The sequence below is a fragment of the Flammeovirga pacifica genome, from assembly GCF_000807855.2.
GTDB classification, from domain to species: domain Bacteria; phylum Bacteroidota; class Bacteroidia; order Cytophagales; family Flammeovirgaceae; genus Flammeovirga; species Flammeovirga pacifica.
In genome coordinates this window covers 2,428,369-2,450,556 of record NZ_JRYR02000001.1, presented here as the reverse complement: position 1 = coordinate 2,450,556, position 22,188 = coordinate 2,428,369, and the positions used below count along the sequence as shown (strand labels likewise).

Sequence of the window (22,188 nt, the reverse complement as noted above, 5' to 3'; positions counted from 1 at the left end):
TTAAATTGAGATTATTGTATCATAATCTTTTTTATAACTTGATCATTAGGAGTGGTAATACGGATCAAATAGATGCCTTTAGACATATTATTGATAGGTAGCATATAATAGCTTCCTTCAAATATTACTTCCTGTAAAAGTTGACCATTAATATTCATCATTTCTACAGTAGTTCCATTATTATGTGGCACTCTGATATGTAGTTTATTCTGATTAACAGGGTTTGGATATGCAGAAATAATTTCACTTTCATCAACTTGAATCATTCTAGTATTAGATGTAGAAGATGCCCAAGCGGCCCAGTTATTAAAATTAAAACCACCATTAACTACTTCAAATCTCACAATATGCTTTCCGCTATTCATGTATACATTACGGATATGCATTGTCTGATAATTTTGCCAGCCACCTGAGTTGGGAACGGTAAGGTTACCAGTAACATCAGTGCCATCAATACTAATTTTATATTGTGAATTATCTTTAGGACTAGCCACTCTTGGAAAGAAATCGTAATCATTAGATGTACTGACATTAACCGTATATTCCATCCATTCAGAGGTGTCTAACCACCCTATATTATATCCCCCATTTTGATCAGTACAGATTTCAATATCAATACCGTCAGTCCTGTAAGCACCCCCTTGATTTGTTGTGTTAATATCATGATATGCAACACCTTCTCCTCCAATATCATAATTTTCTGCTTCCACTTTTCCTGGTAAACTTGCAGGAGTTCCAGAATAGGGCTCTTGTATCACTTGTGGAATCACTTCAATATTATTTGCTTGATCAGAATCAATATTTTGTGTCCAATTAGAACCGACAGGACGTATACTAGCTTTAATAACATAGCCATTACCAATTGTAGGTGCATTGGCAAGATTAATGGATAAAGTTTCAACACCACTTCCTGCATTGACAGTTGTTACTTTTTGTCCTAACCAACCAGTAGACGACCAAAATTCAGCAACAATGTCTCTAGTCGTATTTGAAGTATAAGACAATTGTACATCTATTTTTGTATCACTTTCAACCGTGGTTAAGGGGTTCACAATGTTTACAGATTCATTTTCAATAACATTTTGGTCATATTTACCCACCTCAAGGATGACAGAACTTACATGTCCACCATTATCAGGGAAAGTGATAGAAATAGTGTTAGATGCTTGAAGTAAATTCATAGCAACAGGAACTTCTATTACCCCAAAGAAATCATCTCGATTAGCTTGGTCATAACCTTTCCAATTATCAGGAACATTAATTATGGTATTATTAATTTTTACAATTGGTTTCTTTGATTTTGCGTGCTTTCTGCCAATTCCTATTTGAAGCGAAGCACTACCTGTACCTGTTGTTACTCCATTGAATGCAAAATTCATAGCCGTATTTGCATTAATGTATTGTAGGTGCTTATTGGTATAATACTTTTTGTTTCTAATAGTATTATTGAAGAGGATTGTATTAGCAAATTTATATTCTAACACTACAGTTTCACCAGAAATTAATGAAAGTGAACCCGGCGAAGTAGATAAAGTAGAAATACTTAACTGCGGATTGGAATTATCATAAATTTTCAAAGCCTTTTTGGTGATGGATTGTAGTCCACTTAGTCTCTCAACAAAGTTCAAATTTATAGATTGTGTATTATCATCCAAGTTATTGAGAGCAATGTAAAGCATATTTCCATTGGCAAATCCTTGTACTTGAATATCGGGGTTGGAAGTATTTATTTGTATTCTTTTACCACTTACATTTTTCCATAATTCATAGAAATGAATCTTCGGAGAATATTTCCACCCTGCAACATAAGATTCCCCAATGTTTGTAGGGATTAATAATGCAGCACCGTAAGGTTGATAGTTATTTGCAGCAGTTAAGTGCCAAGTAGATTTATCCGTAATGAAAGGGATTGAAATATCGATGTTGTTTTCACGATCCATTAAATTAAATAACATGTGATTAATTCCTCTCACAGTTTGGATACTTTCAATATCTGTGTAGTTGTTTCCATAACCTGAAGCAATGGCTCCATATTCAGTAATAGCATGTGGTTTTACCTTACCCCATTTTGTATAGCTATAGGTTTCAATCAAGTCTAAAATGGCTTCACTATTACTACCAGACCTTTGATTATTCTGTCCAGTTACATTAACGCCATCATATAAGTGTGTTGAAAATGCATCCATATCAGCTCCTGCAACATCCATAAACATCTTCATGTTTTCATTCCAATGAGCAAAGTCTTTAATCTCCATTGAAGGCCATGCGGCAGAATATCCAATAATTTTCATATTATTCAATGCAGAAGTTTCATGAACCTTCTTACCAATAGCTGCAAAAACTTCTGCCATTTGTCTTTTAATACGGTCCTCTTCTGATTGATTCCAACCTCCAGAATAGTAGTCTTTTGCATGTACAAAAGGTTCATTCATGGGCTCGAAGAAGAGGGGTCTTTCTGAGTCATTGGCAAAGTCCTTATAGTATTCAACTACCCAATTTGCAGCAGCATTTGGATCAAGGCCATCCTTAAAAATATTGTATGGATGCTCTGTGGCCACAAATCGGCTTACATTTTTTAAGTTATTATCTCCATTTGTGCCTTGAGGATATGTCCCAACTGCATTTCCTTTACTTTTAGAATAGGAAAAAGGTCCCCAAAAACCTCTGCTAGGAGATACATTGTAATCATTGTAAAACTGATTTAATTCTGCATCAGAATTGTTGGAGTGGAGATTGAAGAACTTCGATCGATCCAAGGAGGAAGTACCACCTATATAACGTTGAATTTTGTGATTGATGCTGACAGTGTTTTGACCGTTGACATCATGGAGAAAGATGGTTAAGAATAACCATAAGATAGTAGTTGTGTAGTGTGCTGGTCTCTTTGAATAGTAGTAATTCATAAGTATTTAATATTTAGCGTGTTAAGTAATAATTCGAAAATCAATCTAGTTTTTGTGTTTGATTATGATTGGAAAAAAAATCTGTAAATAGGTGGGGTGAATTTTTTAATGGAATAAAATAGAGTTTAGATCAAAGGGATAAATAATACACCCCCTTTATAATGTTAAATTATTAAAGGGAAAAAATAGTTGGATAGTTAAATTTCAATCATATCATTAAAAAATAAACTAAAACGGACAAATATGAAAAAGGTCTTTCTTCAGTTAGCATTAATATTCTTTTTGATGAATAATGTAACAGCACAGAACTTAACTATTCCACCCAAAAACTATGTTGATTCTATCGATAACAATCTTGCTGTTTCTCGAATTTCAGATAAATTACCCTTGTCTGATCAAGAAAACTCAGGAGAATGGAAATTATTAAAAAAATTCTCTGATGAATTTGAAAAGGGACATGTTAACGAGAAATTATGGTACCCTAATAATCCAAAATGGAAAGGAAGAAAACCTACTTATTTTCATGGATCGAATGTGTCTATTGAAGAGGGTGAAGCTGTTTTTAGAGTAAACAAACATGATGATGAAAAATTACCGGAGGGGTACACACATACTTCAGGTTTTATCAAAAGTAAAAATAAGTTTCTATACGGATACTTTGAAGCTGAAATGAAATTAATGGATGCTCCTTGGGTATCAGGTTTCTGGATGACAAATGTTAGTAAAGATTGGTGGACGGAAATTGATATCTGTGAAAATGCTCCGGGATTAAGTTATAATAGACATGACCTAAATTCAAATATCCATGTTTTTAAAGCACCCGAGGATCAAGGGAATGTGACAAAGCATTTTTCAAGAACAAAAAAGTATTATGTTCCTTTCGAATTACAACAAGGATATCATGTTTGGGGGTTAGAATGGACTAAAGAGCATATCAGGTTTTATATTGACGGTATTCTATTTAGAGAAGCAAAAAACACGCATTGGCATCAACCATTAGAAGTTAATTTTAATAATGAGTCAAATAAATGGTTTGGGGCTTTACCAGACGATGAGAGATTAGATGGTGAATTTCATGTGAAATACTTTAGAGTATGGAAGAATAAACCAACAACATCAAAATAAGAATATGTATCAGTATAAAATATTAATAGCTGTTTTAGTGTTTTCGATTTTTGGATGTACTTCTAAAGATCAAAAAACGGTAGACAACCCACTAAATCAAAGAGCATCACTAGGGCTAACAGACGAAAGAAATTTAGAAATTTCTAAACTTGTAGACACTATTTTGGATACCATGTCTTTAAATACTAAGGTGATGACTTTAACAGGGAAATCATCTGTTCCATACCTAAAACATGGAGAGGCTATTTCTGGATATAATATTAAAGGAGCAACGACCTTACCTCAACAAATCGGAATTTCTTGTTCATGGAATCCCGATTTGTTAAAGATAAATACGGGGTATACTTCAAGAATGATGAGAGACCTAGGGATAACTCTTGCACTTTCTCCAATGTTGGATGTAAGTAGAAATGCCAAATGGGGTAGAATGGAAGAAAGTTTTGGGGAATCTGAGTACTTAACGTCAAGAATGGGTCTGGCTTTTATAAACGGAATGCAGACGGAAGACCTAAGTAAAGGGGTAGCTACAACTACAAAACATTTTGCAGGTTATGGTGGAAAGAACTTAGACGATAGGGAATTTCTTGAGGAAATATTAATGCCTCATGAAGTAGCGGTTCGTTTAGGGAATACACAATCTGTTATGCCTGGCTATCATGCCTATAAAAATATTCCTGCACACGCGTCCTCTTTTCTTCTAAAGGATATTTTGAGAAAAAAGTGGGGGTATGATGGTATTATAGTTTCTGATTATTTTGCCATTAAGCAGATTAATACTTCTTATAAGTATGCTAAAAATAAGTTGGAAGCTTTAGTGATTGCATTGAAAAATGGTGTTGATCTCGAATTACCAAATCCAGATTGCTATCTATTAATACCTATGGCACTTGAGAAAGGTTTAATCTCTATAAATGACGTAGACAGTGCCGTAAAAAGAATATTGACTTTAAAAGGTAGATTAGGCTTTTTACAGAAACCGTTGGAGGTAAAAGCTAATGTTGAATTGGATAGTAAAGCATTTAGAAATAGAGCTTATTTATCGGCAACTCAGTCTATTGTTTTATTAAAAAATAATGGCATTCTACCTTTAGAGAAAGAGTTAAAAAAGATTGCTCTTGTCGGGCCAAATGCAGCTTCCGCAGAATCTCTTCTAGGTGATTACACTTACCAATCATTACAACTGTATTGGGAAAAACAGCCAATAGATCCTCTTAATCCTAAATTATTCACCCTTTTGGATGGTTTAAAAGATAGGTTAGGGAAGAGTACGGAAATCCTTTATGAAAGAGGATGTGATTGGACGGAATCTGATAATTCACAGAAAGTAAAACCAGTTATTGGAGATGAAAGAGAAAACAATGTCATTGAGCTACAAAGCGATTATTCTACAGACTATAATAAAGCCATTGATTATGCTTCTAAAAGTGATGTTATTATCGCTGCAATGGGAGAAAATAGATATTTATGCGGTGAAAGTAGAAGTAGAAGTGATATTAGATTAGCAGGAAAACAGGAAGAATTTGTCAAAGACTTAATTGCTACAGGAAAGCCTGTGATCTTAATTATTTTTGGTGGAAGACCGCACGTACTTACTGCTATTGAAAAAGAATGTGCAGCTATTGTACAAGCATGGTATCCTGGAGAAGAAGGAGGAAATGCTTTAGCAGATATTCTGATTGGAAAAGTAAATCCATCAGCAAAAATGACAGTAACTGTACCTCGTAGTAATGAACAATGTCCAATTTGGTATGGAAGTGGTTATAAAAAGAAGAAGCCATTGTACCCTTTTGGTCATGGACTATCCTATACAGAATTTTCTTATGGAGATTTTGATATTGATAATCAATCGACCACTGATGATGATTACATTAATGTACGGTTTTCAATTTCCAATACAGGAAAAATGGATGGAAGTGAAATACCTCAATTATATATATCAGCAAAAGGTTTATCAATGCCTAGACCAATGCTTTCTTTACAGGGATTTACTCGTTTAGATCTAAAGAAAGGAGAAAAGAAATACATTACATTTAAGGTTTCTCCTGAGCAATTAGCATTTTATGATAAAGACATGAATTTAGTGATTGAACCCGGTAATTATGATTTTCTAATAGGAGCATCATCTACAGATATAAAGGCTTCAACCACCGTTAAATTGATAGGAAAAACAAAGCATTTACCAATAAAGAATAAGTACTTTTCTGAAACTCTGATTAACTAAACTAAGATGAAAAAAATCCTAATTTTATTACTTTGTAATTTATTGTGTTACAATTTATTTTCTCAAGATATTAATGGAGAACTTAAAGTATGGCATACAATTGCTTTCACTTTTGAAGGACCTGATACTTTTGAAGAAAACCCTATAAATCCATTTTTAGACTATAGGCTTGATGTTACCTTCACAAATGGTGATGAGAAGTTTATAATTCCTGGGTTTTACGCTGCAGACGGAAATGCTGCTGAAACGCAGGCAACTAAAGGTAATAAATGGAGAGTTCGATTCGTACCGAATATTACAGGAGAATGGCATTATAAGGTTTCATTTTTAAAAGGAGAAAATTGTGCAGTAGCCAACGATATTTCAAACTTTGAAAAAGGAATATTAGATGGAAAAGAGGGGACGTTTAAAGTGAAACAATCTGATAAAAAAGGGATTGATCTTAGAGCAAAGGGTAGATTAAAACCAACAAACTCTCATTATTTACAATTTGAGGGGAATAAAGAATACTTTATTAAAGGAGGTGCTAATAGTCCGGAAGATTTACTAGGGTATCATGAATTTGATGGAACACCCGATAAACATCACTTCAAATCACATATTGGAGATTGGAATAAAGGAGATGTTCTCTGGCAGGGGAATAAAGGAAAAGGGATAATTGGAGCAATGAATTACCTTTCATCCAAAGGGATAAATACGGTTTATTTTCTTACAATGAATGTGATGGGAGACGGTAAAAATGTCTGGCCCTGGACGAAGGCTCATGAGCGTTATCGTTTTGATGTTAGTAAGTTAGCCCAATGGGAGGTACTTTTTTCACATATGGATAAGGTTGGATTGGTTAAACATATAGTGACACAAGAGACAGAAAATGAGTGTCTTTTGGATATGGGATATACGGCAATTCAAAGAAAATTATATTATCGAGAGTTAGTTGCAAGGTTTGCTCATCATCCTGGGATTATCTGGAATATGGGAGAAGAAAATGGTATTACCAACTGGTCTCCTGTTGGTCAAACTGAGAAAATGAGGATTCAAATGATTGAATATATGAAGTCATTAGATCCATATGGTAATATGGTCGCAATTCATACCTTACCATCTCAGAAAGATCATAAAAATACGGTAACACCATTATTGGCAAACCATTCTTTGGACGGTATTTCATTTCAAATTCATGATTTACATCACACGCACTCAACTACATTAAAATGGAGGGAGGCATCAGAAAAATCAGGTAAAAATTGGGTGATTTGGTTAGATGAAATCGGACCTGCAGGAAAAGGAGTGTTACCTGATAATTATCCTGCTCAACAAGACACAGTACGAAAAGATGTTATTTGGGCTAACCTCATGGCCGGCGGTGGTGGGGTTGAACATTATTTTGGATATAAATACCCCAATAATGATTTAAATTGTGAAGACTGGCGCTCAAGAGATCGTATTTGGGATATGACGTTTTATGCTACAGACTTTTTTCAGAAGTACCTTCCTTTCAATGAAATGGAACCTAATGATGGATTAGTAGATATAAAAGATAGTTATTGCTTTGCTAAAGCAGGTGAAGTTTATTCCATTTATTTAAAAAATGGAGGGCAGCCAACACTTGATTTGAGTACTGATGAGCAAGAATACACTGTTGCATGGTATAACCCAAGAGTAGGAGGGAAGTTAGAATTCACGAAAATTAAACGTGTAAAAGGTGGTAAGAAAGTATCTCTTGGAGCTTCTCCAACATTGAACGATGATTGGGTTGTTTTACTAAGAAAGACAAAATAATAACATCATCATAAGAAAGGCCATAGTATACTTTTTATTGCATTGTATATTATGGCCTTTTTTTGATTAAACTAATCTGTCAATGTAGTGTCCAAATCTAAGCCATTGTATTGAAACCAATCAAAATGTGCTTTATTTTTAGTAGACTGTCCATTACTAGTTGCATATATTCCGATACCCGCTCCATTAAACTGGGCATTTCCTTGGCCATCAGCAATGGTAATTAAACTCAATTGAGGTCCAATTGGAATTAAATGATCGGAAGATTCTCCTATATAAAATTGAATCATCATATCCTGAGCTTTCGCTTTTAGAATGACATTTTTCTTACCGAATTTTACTTTTGCGATTACTTTTCTATTTCCTTTAAAGACCTCTGTCAGAATAATTTCATGATCATTCTTCATAAGAGTGAAATGATTTTCATTGGTTCTATACAGGCATAATCCACTTTCTTCATTGATCTTTGACGTAGAGAAAGACATCGCTGTAGATGCTTCAAAGTTGTGGTCTACAATACGTTGTATAAGCATAGATGAATGCACTAAACTGTCTAGGACTTCTTTGTGAAGATTTAATTTAAGTTTTCCATCATTAAGCTTGTAAAATTCTTTCTCAGGTGTTCTGATGCTACACCATCTTAAGTCAATTTTATGAGTAGTGAAATCATCTTTTTTAGGAGGTGCAGGAAATGGAGTCCAAGGTAAATCAGGACGTTTCTGACGACTCAATACCACTCCTTTTCCCTTGTTGAAAATTGGTGTTTGACCTTCAAATTCTACTTTTGCTAAAAAGGTTTCTCTAGCTAAAGTGGTGATTCCATTATTTAATCTTTTTCCAAGCACAACAGCCCACCATTCTCCATTTTGTGTTTTTACTAAATCACCATGTCCAACAGCATAAATAGGATAATCCTTGCCTAAATGTCTATGCGTTAGTACAGGGTTAATAATATCTGCCTGATATGGCCCATTAATACTATCACTATGATGTACTGACATAGCATGATATTGTTCTGTTCCCCCTTCAGAAAGTAGCAAAATATATTTACCATTAATTTTATAGATATGAGGCCCTTCGGCGTAAGCCGCATTATTAGCGTGCCCAAAAGTTAGATGATGTCTTTTACCAATAAGTTGATTTGTATTTAAATCAATTTCCTGATTATAAACTACTGTCTGAGTAGACCATTTTTTATCTGCTACACTTTCCATTCCAGTGTAATAACTTTTACCATCTTCATCCCAAAATAATGAAGGGTCAATACCTGATGCAGAAGGTAACCAAATAGGATCAGACCATGGTCCAGCGGGGTTTGTAGCAGTAATGTAAAAATTCATTTTACATCCTACACAAGTATTAATGATGTAAAAAGTGCCATTATGATGTCTTATAGTCGGTGCAAAAAGACCATGTTTATCTTTTAAACCGTTAAAACTGATTGTTTCAGAATTAGTAATTCCATAGCCGATATGTTCCCAATTTACAAGATCTTTACTATGGTATATAGGAAGTCCGGGAAACCAGACAAAAGAAGAATTAACCAAGTAGTAATCATCTCCAACTCTACATATTGATGGGTCTGGGTGATACCCTGGTAAAATTGGATTGTTGTAAGATGTTGGAGCTTGTCCAAAAGCTTGACTAATTAAAAGAACAAATAATAGATTAATAAAGAATGTTTTTAGTTTCATGGTAGCTTGATTAAAAATGTATTCTGAATTTCTATAAAGCTAAGAAGTACAATGATAAACCTCAGGAATAAAAATAGACAATTTAGAGTGTTATTTTACTTTATCATTATTGGTGAGTAGATGGCCATTATCTTAAAAAGTTTTATGATTTAGTATTGTGAGTGAAATGTACTATCATGTTTGCTCTACTGGAAAAAAAATAATGAAATAAAGGGGGGAGATTTATACCATATAATAATGATGTTTTAATCAGTAAATTTTGTTTCCTGATATGTCTTGAAGTTTTTATTTCTTGTGAATACAATGAATGAATTATTACTACGAACATTGATTGATTGTAAGAGAAAAAGTAGTGCTCTCTTTTATGACCTGTCATTGTTCAATTATTATTTAACCATAATGATGAAACTAAACTTCAAAAGAGTATTCTTTTTAATTGGATTTTGGCTCTCTTTACAAGGTCAGGCGCAAAACCCATTAGTAACACATCGTTTTTCTGCTGATCCTACAGCAAGAGTAATGAACGATACTTTATTTGTTTTCCCATCTTCAGATACAACATGTGCTCAAATAAAAGGCAACAATGGTTTCTGTATGCCTGATTATCATGTTTATTCTACTACCGACCTTACCACATGGAAAGATCATGGAGAAATATTATCACATAATACAGTACCCTGGGTGGAAGAAAATAGTTATGGTATGTGGGCTCCAGATTGTATTGAGAAAGATGGTAAATACTATTTTTATTTCCCTGCAATGCCCAAAGATAAAAGTGCTTTTAGAAGAATTGGGGTAGCAGTTGCTGATACACCCACTGGACCTTACACTCCAGAGAATTCATATATTGAAGGTATTGAAGGAATCGACCCTAACGTCTTTATTGATGATGATGGAAGTATCTTTTTGTACTTTGGAGGCGGAGAAAATCTATTTTTTGTAGAATTGAATCAAGATATGAAGTCTATCAAGACGAAGCCTCAAAAAGTACAAGGTTTGCCATCCAAATATAAAGAAGGTCCTTTTGTTTTTAAACGCAATGATAAATACTACTTCACCTTTCCGCATGCACCAGGCCCTGCTGAGGAAATCTCATATGCAGTTGGTGATAGCCCTAGAGGACCATTTGAATACAAAGGTAAAGTTTTGGAGCATTGGAAAGATGGCTGTTGGACAAATCATCATTCTTTTGTGGAGTATAAAAACGAGTGGCTTCTGTTCTATCATCATATGGATATTTCTGGTAATAAACATAGAAGATCTATGTGTGCTGATCGTATCTTTTTTGATGAAAATGGGGATATTCCTGAAATTAAAGCCACACAAAGAGGTATTGCAAAATTGTTTGCAAAAGATCCTATTCAGCTTGATAAGTATAGTGTATTAGAAAATGCAACTGTTGTGAAAACCGATGCACCTGAGCCAAATTGGGTGGTAAAAAGGATTTCAAATAAAACGAAATTGACGATTAATGATATCAATTTTGAGAAAAGTAAGTTTGAGCAAATTGCCCTTTTTGTAAGTGCTACTCAAAAAGCTCAGATAGATGTTTTTGCAAACAGTAAGAAAATAGCAGAAATATCAGTACCTAAAATGAAAGAAGGAGAATGGAGAGCTATCAAAGCACCTCTTGAATTCACACCAAAAGGAATGCAAAACCTTTCTTTTAAATTTTCTAGAGATACAGAGTTTCTGTCTTTGGACTGGATGCAGTGTTTAACTAAAAATCAGGTATTACTTTCTAAATCTTATGATGTTGAGCTGTTTAATCACTTAAATCAAAGAATAGTTTGGGAAGGAAGTAAAGGAAAAGTGTATTCATTAAAAGAATTTCAAGCATTAACTCCCCATCTTTTAGAAGAAAATAAACAACAAGCAGATTTACATATTAATGGTAAAAAAGTAGTGAGTTTAGATGATGTCAAAAAAGGGGATGTTATTAGTTTCTCTTCTGATAAATCTAGAAAAATATACAATGCATTTGATGGTATTGAAGCCGTTAACTTTTCAGATCAAGAAGGTGTAATGGTTGAAGCCTGTAAACTCGGAGGAAAAAATGTAGGGTACATTGAAAATGGGGATTATTTGATTTTTAATAACTTGAAATTTCATCATGTACCTCAAAAAGTAACTATTGGTGTGGCTACTCCAAACACGGGTGGCGTAGTAGAAATTCGTAAAGAAAATCTTGATGGAGAATTGATAGCCTCTATCAATATTCAAAAAACGGGCGGCTGGCAGAATTGGAGCTCTGTTACTGAAAATGTTTCTTCCGAAATTAAGGATAACGAGAAAATATATCTGGTATTTAAAGGCAGCAAAGGATTTTTAATGAATATCAAAGACGTAAGATTTGAATAAGATCATGGTTATCAAAAAGAGTTATATAGTAGCATTAATGTCTGTTTTATTTACAGGGTGTGCTACAAAAGAAACGGTGAAAGAGTCCGTAAAAGTTAATTATGAAGCAGATTGGGAATCTTTAAGCCAGTACGAAGTACCTGAATGGTGGAAAAATACAAAATTTGGTATTTACTTTCACTGGGGGCCTTATTCAGTACCTGCGCATAAAACGGAGTGGTACTCACATTACATGTATAATGAAGACAGTGAAGTGAGAAAATACCATGAAGAGACCTATGGCTCATTGGACAAGTTTGGTTACAAAGACTTTATTCCAATGTTTACAGGTGAAAAATTTAATGCAGATGAATGGGCTAAATTATTTAAAGAGGCAGGGGCTCAATTTGCTGGTCCTGTAGCCGAACATGCTGATGGATTTGCGATGTGGGACAGTAAACTCACTCATTGGGACGCCAAAGAAATGGGACCTAAGAGAGATATTGTAGGGGAAATGGCAAAAGCAGTAAAAAAGCATGATATGAAATTTATTGCAACATATCATAGACATTGGATGTACGCTTGGTATCCAACGTGGGATAAAACTACAGACGCTGCTGATAAAAACTATGAAGATTTATATGGACCATATACTCCGAAAGGAACATTTAATATGGCCGAAGTGAGAAGTGAACCATTACCTGACGAAAAGTTTAATAAAGAATGGTTGGCAAGACTCGATGAATTAATGGAAAAATATCAACCGGATATTATTTGGTTTGATAATAGAATGGATATTATTGATGAAAAGTACCGTAAGCAGTTTCTAGCAAACTATTATAATAATGCACAGAAATGGGGGAAAGAAGTAGTTTGTACTTATAAATTTAAGGATTTGAAAGAAGGCACTGCTGTACTGGATTTGGAACGATCTCGTATGAAAGAAAAACAACCTTTTGTATGGTTAACAGATGATTCAGTAGATTGGAAAGCATGGTGTCATATCAATGATCCTAAATATAAATCGACGAATCGACTGATTGATTTTCTTGTAGATGTTGTCTCAAAAAATGGAGCTGTTTTATTAAATATTCCTCCAAAAGCAAATGGAGAAATTCCAAAAGAGGTAGTTACTCGTTTAAAAGAAATGGGACAATGGTTTGCTGTAAATGGTGAAGCTATTTATGATACTAGACCTTGGGAAATCTATGGTGAAGGACCTCAAGAAATCAAAGAAGGACATTTAAGTGAATTCAAAAATGAGGATGCTGTTGCCGAAGATATTAGGTTTACAACGAATGGAGATCATCTTTATGCTATCGCTTTGGATTGGCCTAAAGATGGAAAGTTGAATGTGAAAAACTTAGGTGAAAATAGCCAATATCTTACTCAGGAAGTTCTTACAGTTAGTATGTTAGGAAGTAATGAGAAAATCCAATGGGAGAGAAAAGATGATGGTTTAATGGTTCAATTACCAAAAGAAAAACCATGTGATCATGCCTATGTGATTAAATTAAGATTAAGTCCAAAGAGTTTATAGTTCAAACATTAAACTTTAGGTCAAAAAAAAGGCTATCAGATCGTAGAAAATCTGGTAGCCTTTTTATTTTTTGAACCTCTAGATTATTTCTTTATAATCTTATGCAATGTTGTTATATCATTATTTGAGACACTCAAGAAATAAAATCCTTTTTGCAAATCTGCAACATTTACAGCTTGATCCCCTTTAGTAAGTGACACCGTTTTTACTTCTTTTCCACTTGAGGTCATAAAAACAATTTCAGTGTCGTCCTTTAAATTAATATTGATAATGTCCTCTACAGGGTTAGGATATAGTAAAGAAGTCTTATCAGTAATGAGTTCTGATGATGTAATGTCATTATTTGGTAAAACAGATATTATGATATTGTCGTAAGCAATAAAATCATTAATTGTACCTTCAAGTTCAATCAATATTTCTGTATTGTCTGCAACGTTAGGAGCCACAAAATTCATTGATTTATTTTCTGAATTTTCAATATCAATATCTGCTGAAGAAAACCACTTGTATGTAACGTTGGTATGATCAGAAGTGGATGCAGTTAAAGTGACTAAATCTCCACTTGTTACGGTTTTAGGTTCGCCTGCATGTATCCAATATTTATCATCAAGAGTGATTTCTACCATTACGTTTTCATTACTTACTATAAGATCTTCTGAATAGCTATTGTATTGATCATGTGATAATGAATAATTATATGTTCCTGCAAATATATTATTGAATGTAGCCTCTCCGTTACCATTAGTAGAAACAGTTTGCTCATTGAAGGAAACATTCGTTCCTTCAATAAGCTCGTTATTATTATTTTTGATGATGAAATTGACAGTATAACCTTGTTCTTCGACTGCTAGAATGTCATTTTTCTGGTCTGTAGCAATATTATATTCCCAGCTTTTACCTACAGGTCTTAGACTTGCTTTTACAATGTATTTATCTCCAATAGTGGGGGTAGACCCTAACGGTATTGATAATGTTTGAGTACCAATACCCGCAGGAACTGTAGTTGTAAATTGCCCTAACCATTGTGATTGCGACCAGAACTCTGCAACTAAATCTCTTGATGTTGTGGCGGTGTATTTTAAATCAACATTGATGCGTTGAGCACTTCCAACACTTGTATTTGGAGAAATAATTTGAACTTTCTCCAGACCTAAAGAAACATCTCTTTGATTAGATACTTCAAGAATCATAGAACTAATATGTCCACCATCATCAGGGAATGAAACTGTAATAGTATTGTTTGCCTTTATCAGATTTGCATCAATTGGAATTTCAATTACTCCAAAGAAATCATCTCTATGTGCTTGATCACTACCTTTCCAATTTGTGGGTACATCTACTGAAGTATTATTGACAAGAATGATAGGCTTTTTAGACTTATCATGCTTTCTACCAATACCCATATGAAGGGTAACATTTTCTATCTGATCAGTAACTAACCCATTAAATGTGAAAGTGTTTTGAGTATTTGCTTTGATCTCAGTGATGTGCTCAGGAGCATAATATTTTCGTTCAGCAATAGCAGAAGTTAACTCAATATTTTGTGTGAAATGATATTCTAGTACAACAGTTTCACCACTGACTAGCTCCAGTGATGTTATATTTTTGTCTAGTTTTTCATTGCTCATCTCTTCTTGTTTATCATTATAAATTCGTAGAGATTTTTTAGTGATATAGTCAATTTCTTCAAGAGATTCTATGAAATCTAAATTGACCGTTTGTGTCTTTATATCTAGATTATTTAATGCGATAAACAATATCTTGTCTTCTAGAAAAGCCTGTGATTGAATGTCAGGATTATCCGATGCAATTTGAATACGTTTGCCTTGTACATTTTTCCATAATTCAAAGAAATGAATCTTAGGTGAGTATCTCCATCCTTGTACTTCTTTTTCTCCAATATTAGTAGGAATAAATAAAGCTGCACCATAAGGTTGATAGCCATTATTTTCTGTTAAATGCCATGTTGATTTATCCGTAATAAAAGGTATTGAAATATCAATTACATTTTCTCTGTCTAATAAATTAAAGAGCATATGATTAATACCCTTGATGGATTGTATACTTTCTAAATCTGTATAATTTTCATCGAAACCAGAGGTGATAACGCCATATTCTGTGATTGCGTGTGGTTTCACCTTTCCCCATTTTTTGTAGCTATATGTTTCAATTAGATCCAGAATAGCTTCTGAGTTACTACCAGAACGATTATTATTTTGTCCTGTGATATTTACCCCATCATATAAGTGAGTAGCAAATGCATCCATGTCATCACCTGCTACATCCATGAACATTTTCATGTTGTCTTCCCAATGGGCAAAATTGTTGATTTCTAAAGAGGGCCAAGCAGATGAATAACCGACTACTTTCATTTTACCTAAAGAAGGAGTATCGTGAATTTTTTTTCCGATTGCACCAAACAATTCAGCCATTCGTCTTTTCACTCGGATTTCATCTTCTGTAATCCATTTTCCTTCATAGAAGTCATGAGCATGTACAAAGGGTTCATTCATAGGCTCGTAAAACTCTGGTCTATCATCAGCATCTACTTCATCAACAAAATACTTAGCGGCCCAGTTTGCAGCTTTTTCAACATCCATTTCATCTACAAAAACAGTACGAGGGTGTTCTGTACCAACGTATCTATTGACCTCCTTAACGTCCGTACTTTTATCAATAATAGTACTATTAGGATATGTACTACCGACTGTAAATCCTTTTCTTTTTGACTCAGACATAGGTCCCCAAAAACCTCTACCTTCACCAATGTTATACTCTTCATAAAAAGCAGTTACATCTTTATCGTGGGATTTTGCATGTAGGTTAAAAAATTTACTACGATCTAAAGTAGATACATCCCCAATAAATCGTTGCACTTTGTGGTTGATAGTCACCTTTGTTTGTGCATTTCCTTGCATAGGAAATACAATACAGCAAAGGTTTAAAAGTACCATTACGATACTACTAAACTTAAAAATCAAATTCATTTTAAATATGTTTTAAATTATTGATTAACTGTTTGTTTATAGTTCAAAAATAAACATGTAAGAAGCTGTTATTGGCTTTAAATTCTTCTAAAAAACATGGGGTAATTTTTTTAATAGAAAAAAAATACCGGAGAAATTTTCCCCGGTATCTTAACCTAAATAACTATTGGTGAAATATTATTTAACCATCAATTGAATGCTTTTTAATTGATCATCAGATTGTATTTGTAAAATGTAAATACCGTTTGGATAGTTGTTGAGATCTAACTCATGAATACCCACAGTATAATTTGACTGACTGATAATTTGTCCTGAAAGATTAATCACTGTTATGTGAGCATCTTTTAATATTTCTAAGTTTGTTTTACCATTTGATGTTGGGTTAGGGTAACATCTTACAGTAACTTTTTCAAGATCTTCTGAAGCTGTAGGAAGTTGTAATTCTGTAGAAAGAACTGTAACAACCACCTCATCAACAACGATCATATCACTAACTGTTGCTTTTAAAACAAATGTGTATTCTTTATCGTGACCAATTTCTGGTGCTGTAAATGTAGGAGAAGTACTATTAACATCAGATAGAGTAATTCCTTCAGGAGCAACCCATTCGATTGTAGCCTCTAAAGGAGTTGTTGCTGTACCATTTAATGTAACTTCATCTCCTGCATTAACGGTTTGATCTTCACCCGCATTTGCTACTGGCTGTTCAACAGATTTTACAACAACGTCTATTTCATCTGTAGATGTCATATCTCTGTAAGTTGCAGTTAAAGTGAAAGTAAGAGTCGTCTCTTCCGTGTAATTTTCTGTAGTGAAAGTAGGGTAAACAGCAGTGACGTCTGATAATTCAATACCTTCAGGAGCCGACCATTTTAAAGTGGCTTGGCTAGGAATTGTTTCAGAAGCATTCAGTACCACTTCACTATTCTTGTGAGCGACGATATTACTACCGGCATTGGCTACCAATTCTGGGTAAACTAAAACGGATACTTCATCTGTAGATTCACCTTGTAAATATTGCGCTCTTAATGTAAACGTATAGATTTTTTCTGTTTGAACATCTGGAGCTGTAAAAGTTGGCATACCTGAAGTATTATCTGATAGAGTAATCCCTTCTGGAGCTTCCCAAATGAATGCAGCATCGTTAGGTGTAGTGGCAGTTGCATCTAAAGTAACTAAAGTACCTGTTTTTACAATTTGATCATCACCCGCCGAAGCAGTAACTTCAGGAACAACTGTTACCATGACTTTATCAGAGTAAGAAAGGTTTCCTTTTTGAGCATTGATGGTAAATTCATATTCCATTGGTTCGATTAACCCGGATGGACTAGAGAATGTAGTATTCTTCGTATTTAATGACGACAATGTTATACCATTCGGAGCAGACCATGTGTAAGTGAATTCATCAGATGAATTGTGATCGCCCATTAATTCGATAGAAGCACCAGATTGAATAACCATGTCATCACCTGCATTTAATTTGAAATCAATACCGTATTCTACCAAACTTAAATCATCTAAATAGAATACTTCTTCTGTTGTTGCAGGGCTTTGAATATATAATCTTGTAGGAATGAGTTCACCTTTTAAATACTCTTTTGAAATATGGAAATTTTCATCAATTGTTATAATTTTTTCAAATGATATCCATTCTCCTAAAACAGCCGTGTAGTCACCCCAATTGATTCCAGGAGCAGTAATACCCATCTTTGTTGTATTAGAGTCTTTCCATTCATCACTTGGCATAAATCTAAAGTTGTAAACTTCAACATTCATTGTTTCTACTTTGATTTTACCTTTGAACATGTATTGCTTTCCTACTTCAAGATTAAAATAACTATCAGGGTCCGTTTCAACAAGATCAATTTTACTAGTAGCTTCCACTTTTAAACTTGAGGTACCTTTCGAATCCGTTGCTACTTCATCAGAAATAGAGTACATACCGTTATCAATACCTTGCCAGCCAGATGTTAAACCTTCTTCAAAACCACCATTCGTTAGTAATTCAAAACCATTTACTCCTTCATTAATCACTGTTATTGTCACTTCGTCAGCTTTTGAAGAATTCTCTCCATCATTTACAATTAGACTAAATGTTAGTTCAGTGTCCATATCTACATCAGGAGTAGTGAAAGTAGGCATTTCAATGGTATTATCTGAAAGAGTAATGCCATCAGGTGCTACCCATGAATAGCTTAAAGTACCATCGATTTGTATTTCAGACCCCGAACCATCAAGCATTATTAAAGTATTTTTTCCGACAGTTTGATCAGTACCTGCATCGGCAATCGGAAGATTACTTGGGTTAACAATGATATCTACTTCATCTTCTGATGAGTTATCACCTAATGAAGCGGTTAGCGTAAATGTAAAAGTAGTACTTTGAGAAACAACAGGTGCAGTAAATGTTGGATTCACAGCGGTGGGATCTGACAACATAATATCATTAGGTGCAGTCCAGAGTAGTTCAGCTTCTAAAGGAGTTGTATTAGAACCATCAAGAGTGACAACCGTACCAGCGTTAACCGTTTGATCTTCGCCCGCATTGACTGAAATTCCTGGAACAACTACTACCTCCACTTCGTCTGTTTTAGAAACTCCACCTAGACTTGCTGTTAGCATAAATGTATAAGTAGTGGCCTCTGTAATGTCTTCTGCAACTGTAAAAGAAGTAGCTAACATATTTGTAGAAGATAACGTAATTCCGTCAGGAGCTTTCCATTCATAATCAAATTCATCAGATGAATTATGACTACCTTCTAAATTCACCATTCCGCCAGGTAAGGTTGTTTGATTATTACCTGCTGATAGTTCAAAATCAATATCTTTTTCAAACAACATCAAATCATCAAGATAAATTAATTCATCAGAGCCGTCGCTTGAATTTTGGATGTGTAATCTAGCGTAGATAATATCACCTACTTTAGCACCTGCTTTAAAATTGGTATCGAAAGTTAATGTCTTTTCAAAGTTGACCCAACTTCCTATTTCTGGTTGAACATCACCCCAACCACTACCCACTTTCGTGATAGAGAATTTAGAGTTTTCAGCATCGAACCAATCATCAGAAGGCATAAAGCGAAGATTAAATACCGTAGCATTCATTTTGTCAACCTTTACTTTGCCTTTAAATTTATATGACTTACCAATTTCAATAGCAATAAATTTATCACTACTGGTATGAACACCATCAATTTTGCTAGTTGTTTCAAATTTTACACTTTTGCTTCCATTTGAAGTAGGATCGACCACATCAGTTAGAGCATAACCATCTAAACCAGTCCACCCAGTGGATAATCCATCTTCAAAACCCCCATTTGCAATAAGGTTTAAACCATTAATGATTTTACTTTTTGCTGTAAAAGTTACAGTGACAGGAGATGAATCTAATTCTCCATCATTTACAACTAATGTGAAACTTAATTGAGTAGCTTCTGTTACATCTGGAGTTGTAAATGTAGGGATAGCAGCGTATGGACTTGATAAAGTAATTCCCTCAGGAGCAGTCCAAGTGTATGAAAGTGCATCGCCATTGTTATCATAAGAACCTGCACCATATAAAGTGACCTCTTCGCCTGATTCAATAGTTCTTCCATCTGTAATGACTGCTATTGGAGCAGTATTAATTATTGTAATAATAAGTTCAGAAGAAAAATCTGAGTCAGTGATTGTAAATGTAGATTCAAGTGTTTTGTGTAGCTCTTTTGAAATGGAATAATTATAAGTTCCAGCTAAAAGTAGTTCTAAGGTAACACTACCGTTTTCATCAGAAGTAAGCATTTTGTCAACATCCATAGCATCATTGGTGATATGAACAGAGGCATCAGAAACTAAATTCCCTTTATTGTCCTTTACTGTTAAAGTAGCAGAATAGGTTGCAACAGATTCCGAAATCAATGTAATTGTTTTCGAAGCATCACCTGTGGTAAAAGATCCTTCATAAGTGTTGAATCCAGTAGCTGTTACTGTGTAAGTATAAGTACCACTACCAATAAGTCCTTCAGGAGCACCATTAGCATCAGTAGTGTAATTTTTGGTATCTATTGTTACGGTTGCTCCATCAATTGGAGTTGATCCATCTGATGTAATCGTTATTGGAATATTATAGAAAGAAGGCAGGTTAGTGTAAGCAGATTCTGCAAACGATGTAAGCACAGGATAAGAATTGGTATTCATTCTCCAAGCACCCGTTTCTGAAAAGTCTAATGCAGAAAAATTTGAAGCTTCTGTCATTTCTAAAGGTGTCAATACTGTTACTTTAGAGGATGGGTTTTCAGCACCAGTAGTAGAAATAGCGTATAAACCATTTATAACGATATCATTCCCTGTATTTTCATCGGCTGTAATTCCTGCAGTTCCTTTTAAAACAGTGCCATAAGTTACAGCATTATTGATAGAAGCACTTGCCTCAATCGATGCCAAGTTACCCACAATTCCTCCATTGTTACCCCATTTTGAATCAAGCTCTACATCAACAAAGCAATCTGTAAGAGTTACGTTAACAACCATACCGATTAAACCACCAATAGAACCTGAGCCTGAAACTTTTCCTCCTAAAATGAAGCATTTATCCATAACCGTACCCCATTCAGAGTGTCCGATTAAACCTCCAATTCTTTCGATATTGGCTGATTTTTGCTCATTTAATAGATTGATTAGACCTAAATTTTTTACTGAAGACCCTTGACTGAATCCAATAAAACCAACACCTAAAGCTTCTTGGTCAGGATGTGGTGTTATTGTTAAGTTTGAAATGGTATGAAAGTTACCATCAAAAGTTCCTTTAAATGTTTTTGTCGCATCATTTCCAGCCAATTTATATCCTATTGGGTAGAAAGTTTCTCCTGACATATCAATATCAGTTGTTAATTTAAAGTGCATACTCCAAAGTTCAGGAGCATTGTCTAACTCTATTAACTGAGCTTTAGTAGAAATTAAATAAGGATCTTCGCTGGTACCAGACCCATCAAAAGACTGCCCATGTCCTGTACCATGAAAAAATACACAAAATACGGTGAAGAGTATTAGTGATTTGAGTTTGTAGATGTATTTCATTTTATACTAAGAATAGAATGTCCAAAAAGTTTTTTCGTTTTTCAAAGATGTAAAACTTACACTAAAAAATAGGGCGTAAAAAAATACCTTATGAAGGGGGTGAATTTTTTTATATATGCCATTTTTAATCCTTTCTAAGTAGGTATACTTAAAAATAACGTATTTTTTGGATGATCTAATACTATTCTTTAGTGAAAGACCGATGAATAACATCAAGTAAGGGAACTCAAATATATGCTGTTTTACCCTTAAAAACATACGATGTAGTAGCCTAAGTAATCTGAGGTAGCTTTTTCAACTCTTCGTTACGACCATAAGTAAACGATAACGAATCCAACTAAAAGTAAGAATAAATTTGGGTTGGGTAATACAGTATAATAATTAAGGTATTTGCACCACAATTGAAGAAACATTTTAAGGACCATAAAAAATTTCAAAAAAAATAACTCTCATTAGTCAAATCTATTTTTTATGATTTGACCATGAGAGCATTTTTTATCCATATATTTTAGTCAATGTTAATATGGATTCGGGTAAGTCATAG

The 22,188-nt window shown here is 34.2% G+C and carries 9 protein-coding genes; 5 read left to right on the top strand and 4 right to left on the bottom strand.

Going from position 1 to position 22,188, the window contains the following annotated elements; genetic code table 11:
- Positions 1–11: 11 nt before the first annotated feature.
- Entirely contained in the window at positions 12–2,903 is a 2,892-nt protein-coding gene (locus tag NH26_RS09675; RefSeq protein ID WP_052431910.1) for a carbohydrate-binding protein, read from the bottom strand.
- 243 nt (positions 2,904–3,146) lie between these two features.
- On the opposite strand from NH26_RS09675, the gene NH26_RS09670 reads away from it, so the two are divergent.
- From NH26_RS09670 to NH26_RS09660, 3 genes are read left to right on the top strand one after another with little or no spacing between them, the layout of a single operon-like run.
- Complete coding sequence (locus NH26_RS09670) at positions 3,147–4,028, top strand: family 16 glycosylhydrolase (protein WP_044221292.1); 882 nt, start codon at positions 3,147–3,149, stop codon at positions 4,026–4,028.
- Positions 4,029–4,032: 4 nt separating this feature from the next.
- The gene (locus NH26_RS09665; RefSeq protein WP_052431911.1) at positions 4,033–6,249 is read left to right on the top strand and encodes a glycoside hydrolase family 3 N-terminal domain-containing protein; all 2,217 of its coding nucleotides are present in this window, start codon (positions 4,033–4,035) and stop codon (positions 6,247–6,249) included.
- A 6-nt stretch (positions 6,250–6,255) separates the two neighbouring features.
- Positions 6,256–8,028 carry a DUF5060 domain-containing protein gene (locus NH26_RS09660; protein WP_044221295.1) on the top strand — a complete coding sequence of 591 codons (1,773 nt, stop codon included), beginning with the start codon at positions 6,256–6,258 and terminating at the stop codon, positions 8,026–8,028.
- A gap of 71 nt (positions 8,029–8,099) precedes the next feature.
- On the opposite strand, the gene NH26_RS09655 is transcribed toward NH26_RS09660, so the two are convergent.
- Positions 8,100–9,722: a glycoside hydrolase family 43 protein gene (locus NH26_RS09655; protein ID WP_044221297.1), complete on the bottom strand. Its 1,623-nt coding sequence runs from the start codon at positions 9,720–9,722 to the stop codon at positions 8,100–8,102.
- 402 nt (positions 9,723–10,124) lie between these two features.
- On the opposite strand from NH26_RS09655, the gene NH26_RS09650 reads away from it, so the two are divergent.
- Positions 10,125–12,083, top strand: coding sequence for a family 43 glycosylhydrolase (locus NH26_RS09650; RefSeq protein WP_158021915.1), 1,959 nt, complete (start codon positions 10,125–10,127; stop codon positions 12,081–12,083).
- Positions 12,076–13,602, top strand: a complete 1,527-nt coding sequence (locus tag NH26_RS09645) for an alpha-L-fucosidase (protein WP_242427316.1) — start codon at positions 12,076–12,078, stop codon at positions 13,600–13,602. Before NH26_RS09650 ends, NH26_RS09645 begins: the two co-directional genes overlap by 8 nt.
- 83 nt (positions 13,603–13,685) lie before the next feature.
- Here the strand turns inward: NH26_RS09645 and NH26_RS25400 are convergent, their stop codons facing one another.
- Positions 13,686–16,589 (bottom strand): T9SS type A sorting domain-containing protein, encoded by a 2,904-nt coding sequence (locus NH26_RS25400; protein WP_158021914.1) that lies wholly within the window; start codon positions 16,587–16,589, stop codon positions 13,686–13,688.
- A 177-nt stretch (positions 16,590–16,766) separates the two neighbouring features.
- Positions 16,767–21,644, bottom strand: a complete 4,878-nt coding sequence (locus NH26_RS09635; RefSeq protein ID WP_044221302.1) for a PKD domain-containing protein — start codon at positions 21,642–21,644, stop codon at positions 16,767–16,769.
- Between the last annotated feature and the right edge of the window lie 544 nt (positions 21,645–22,188).

What these genes read in the sequence shown, in the direction of transcription:
- NH26_RS09655 (WP_044221297.1), bottom strand. Translation starts at nt 9,722, where the DNA reads ATGAAACTAAAAACATTCTTTATTAATCTATTATTTGTTCTTTTAATT.
- NH26_RS25400 (WP_158021914.1), bottom strand. Translation starts at nt 16,589, where the DNA reads ATGAATTTGATTTTTAAGTTTAGTAGTATCGTAATGGTACTTTTAAAC.
- NH26_RS09670 (WP_044221292.1), top strand. Translation starts at nt 3,147, where the DNA reads ATGAAAAAGGTCTTTCTTCAGTTAGCATTAATATTCTTTTTGATGAAT.
- NH26_RS09660 (WP_044221295.1), top strand. Translation starts at nt 6,256, where the DNA reads ATGAAAAAAATCCTAATTTTATTACTTTGTAATTTATTGTGTTACAAT.
- NH26_RS09665 (WP_052431911.1), top strand. Translation starts at nt 4,033, where the DNA reads ATGTATCAGTATAAAATATTAATAGCTGTTTTAGTGTTTTCGATTTTT.
- NH26_RS09650 (WP_158021915.1), top strand. Translation starts at nt 10,125, where the DNA reads ATGAAACTAAACTTCAAAAGAGTATTCTTTTTAATTGGATTTTGGCTC.
- NH26_RS09675 (WP_052431910.1), bottom strand. Translation starts at nt 2,903, where the DNA reads ATGAATTACTACTATTCAAAGAGACCAGCACACTACACAACTACTATC.
- NH26_RS09635 (WP_044221302.1), bottom strand. Translation starts at nt 21,644, where the DNA reads ATGAAATACATCTACAAACTCAAATCACTAATACTCTTCACCGTATTT.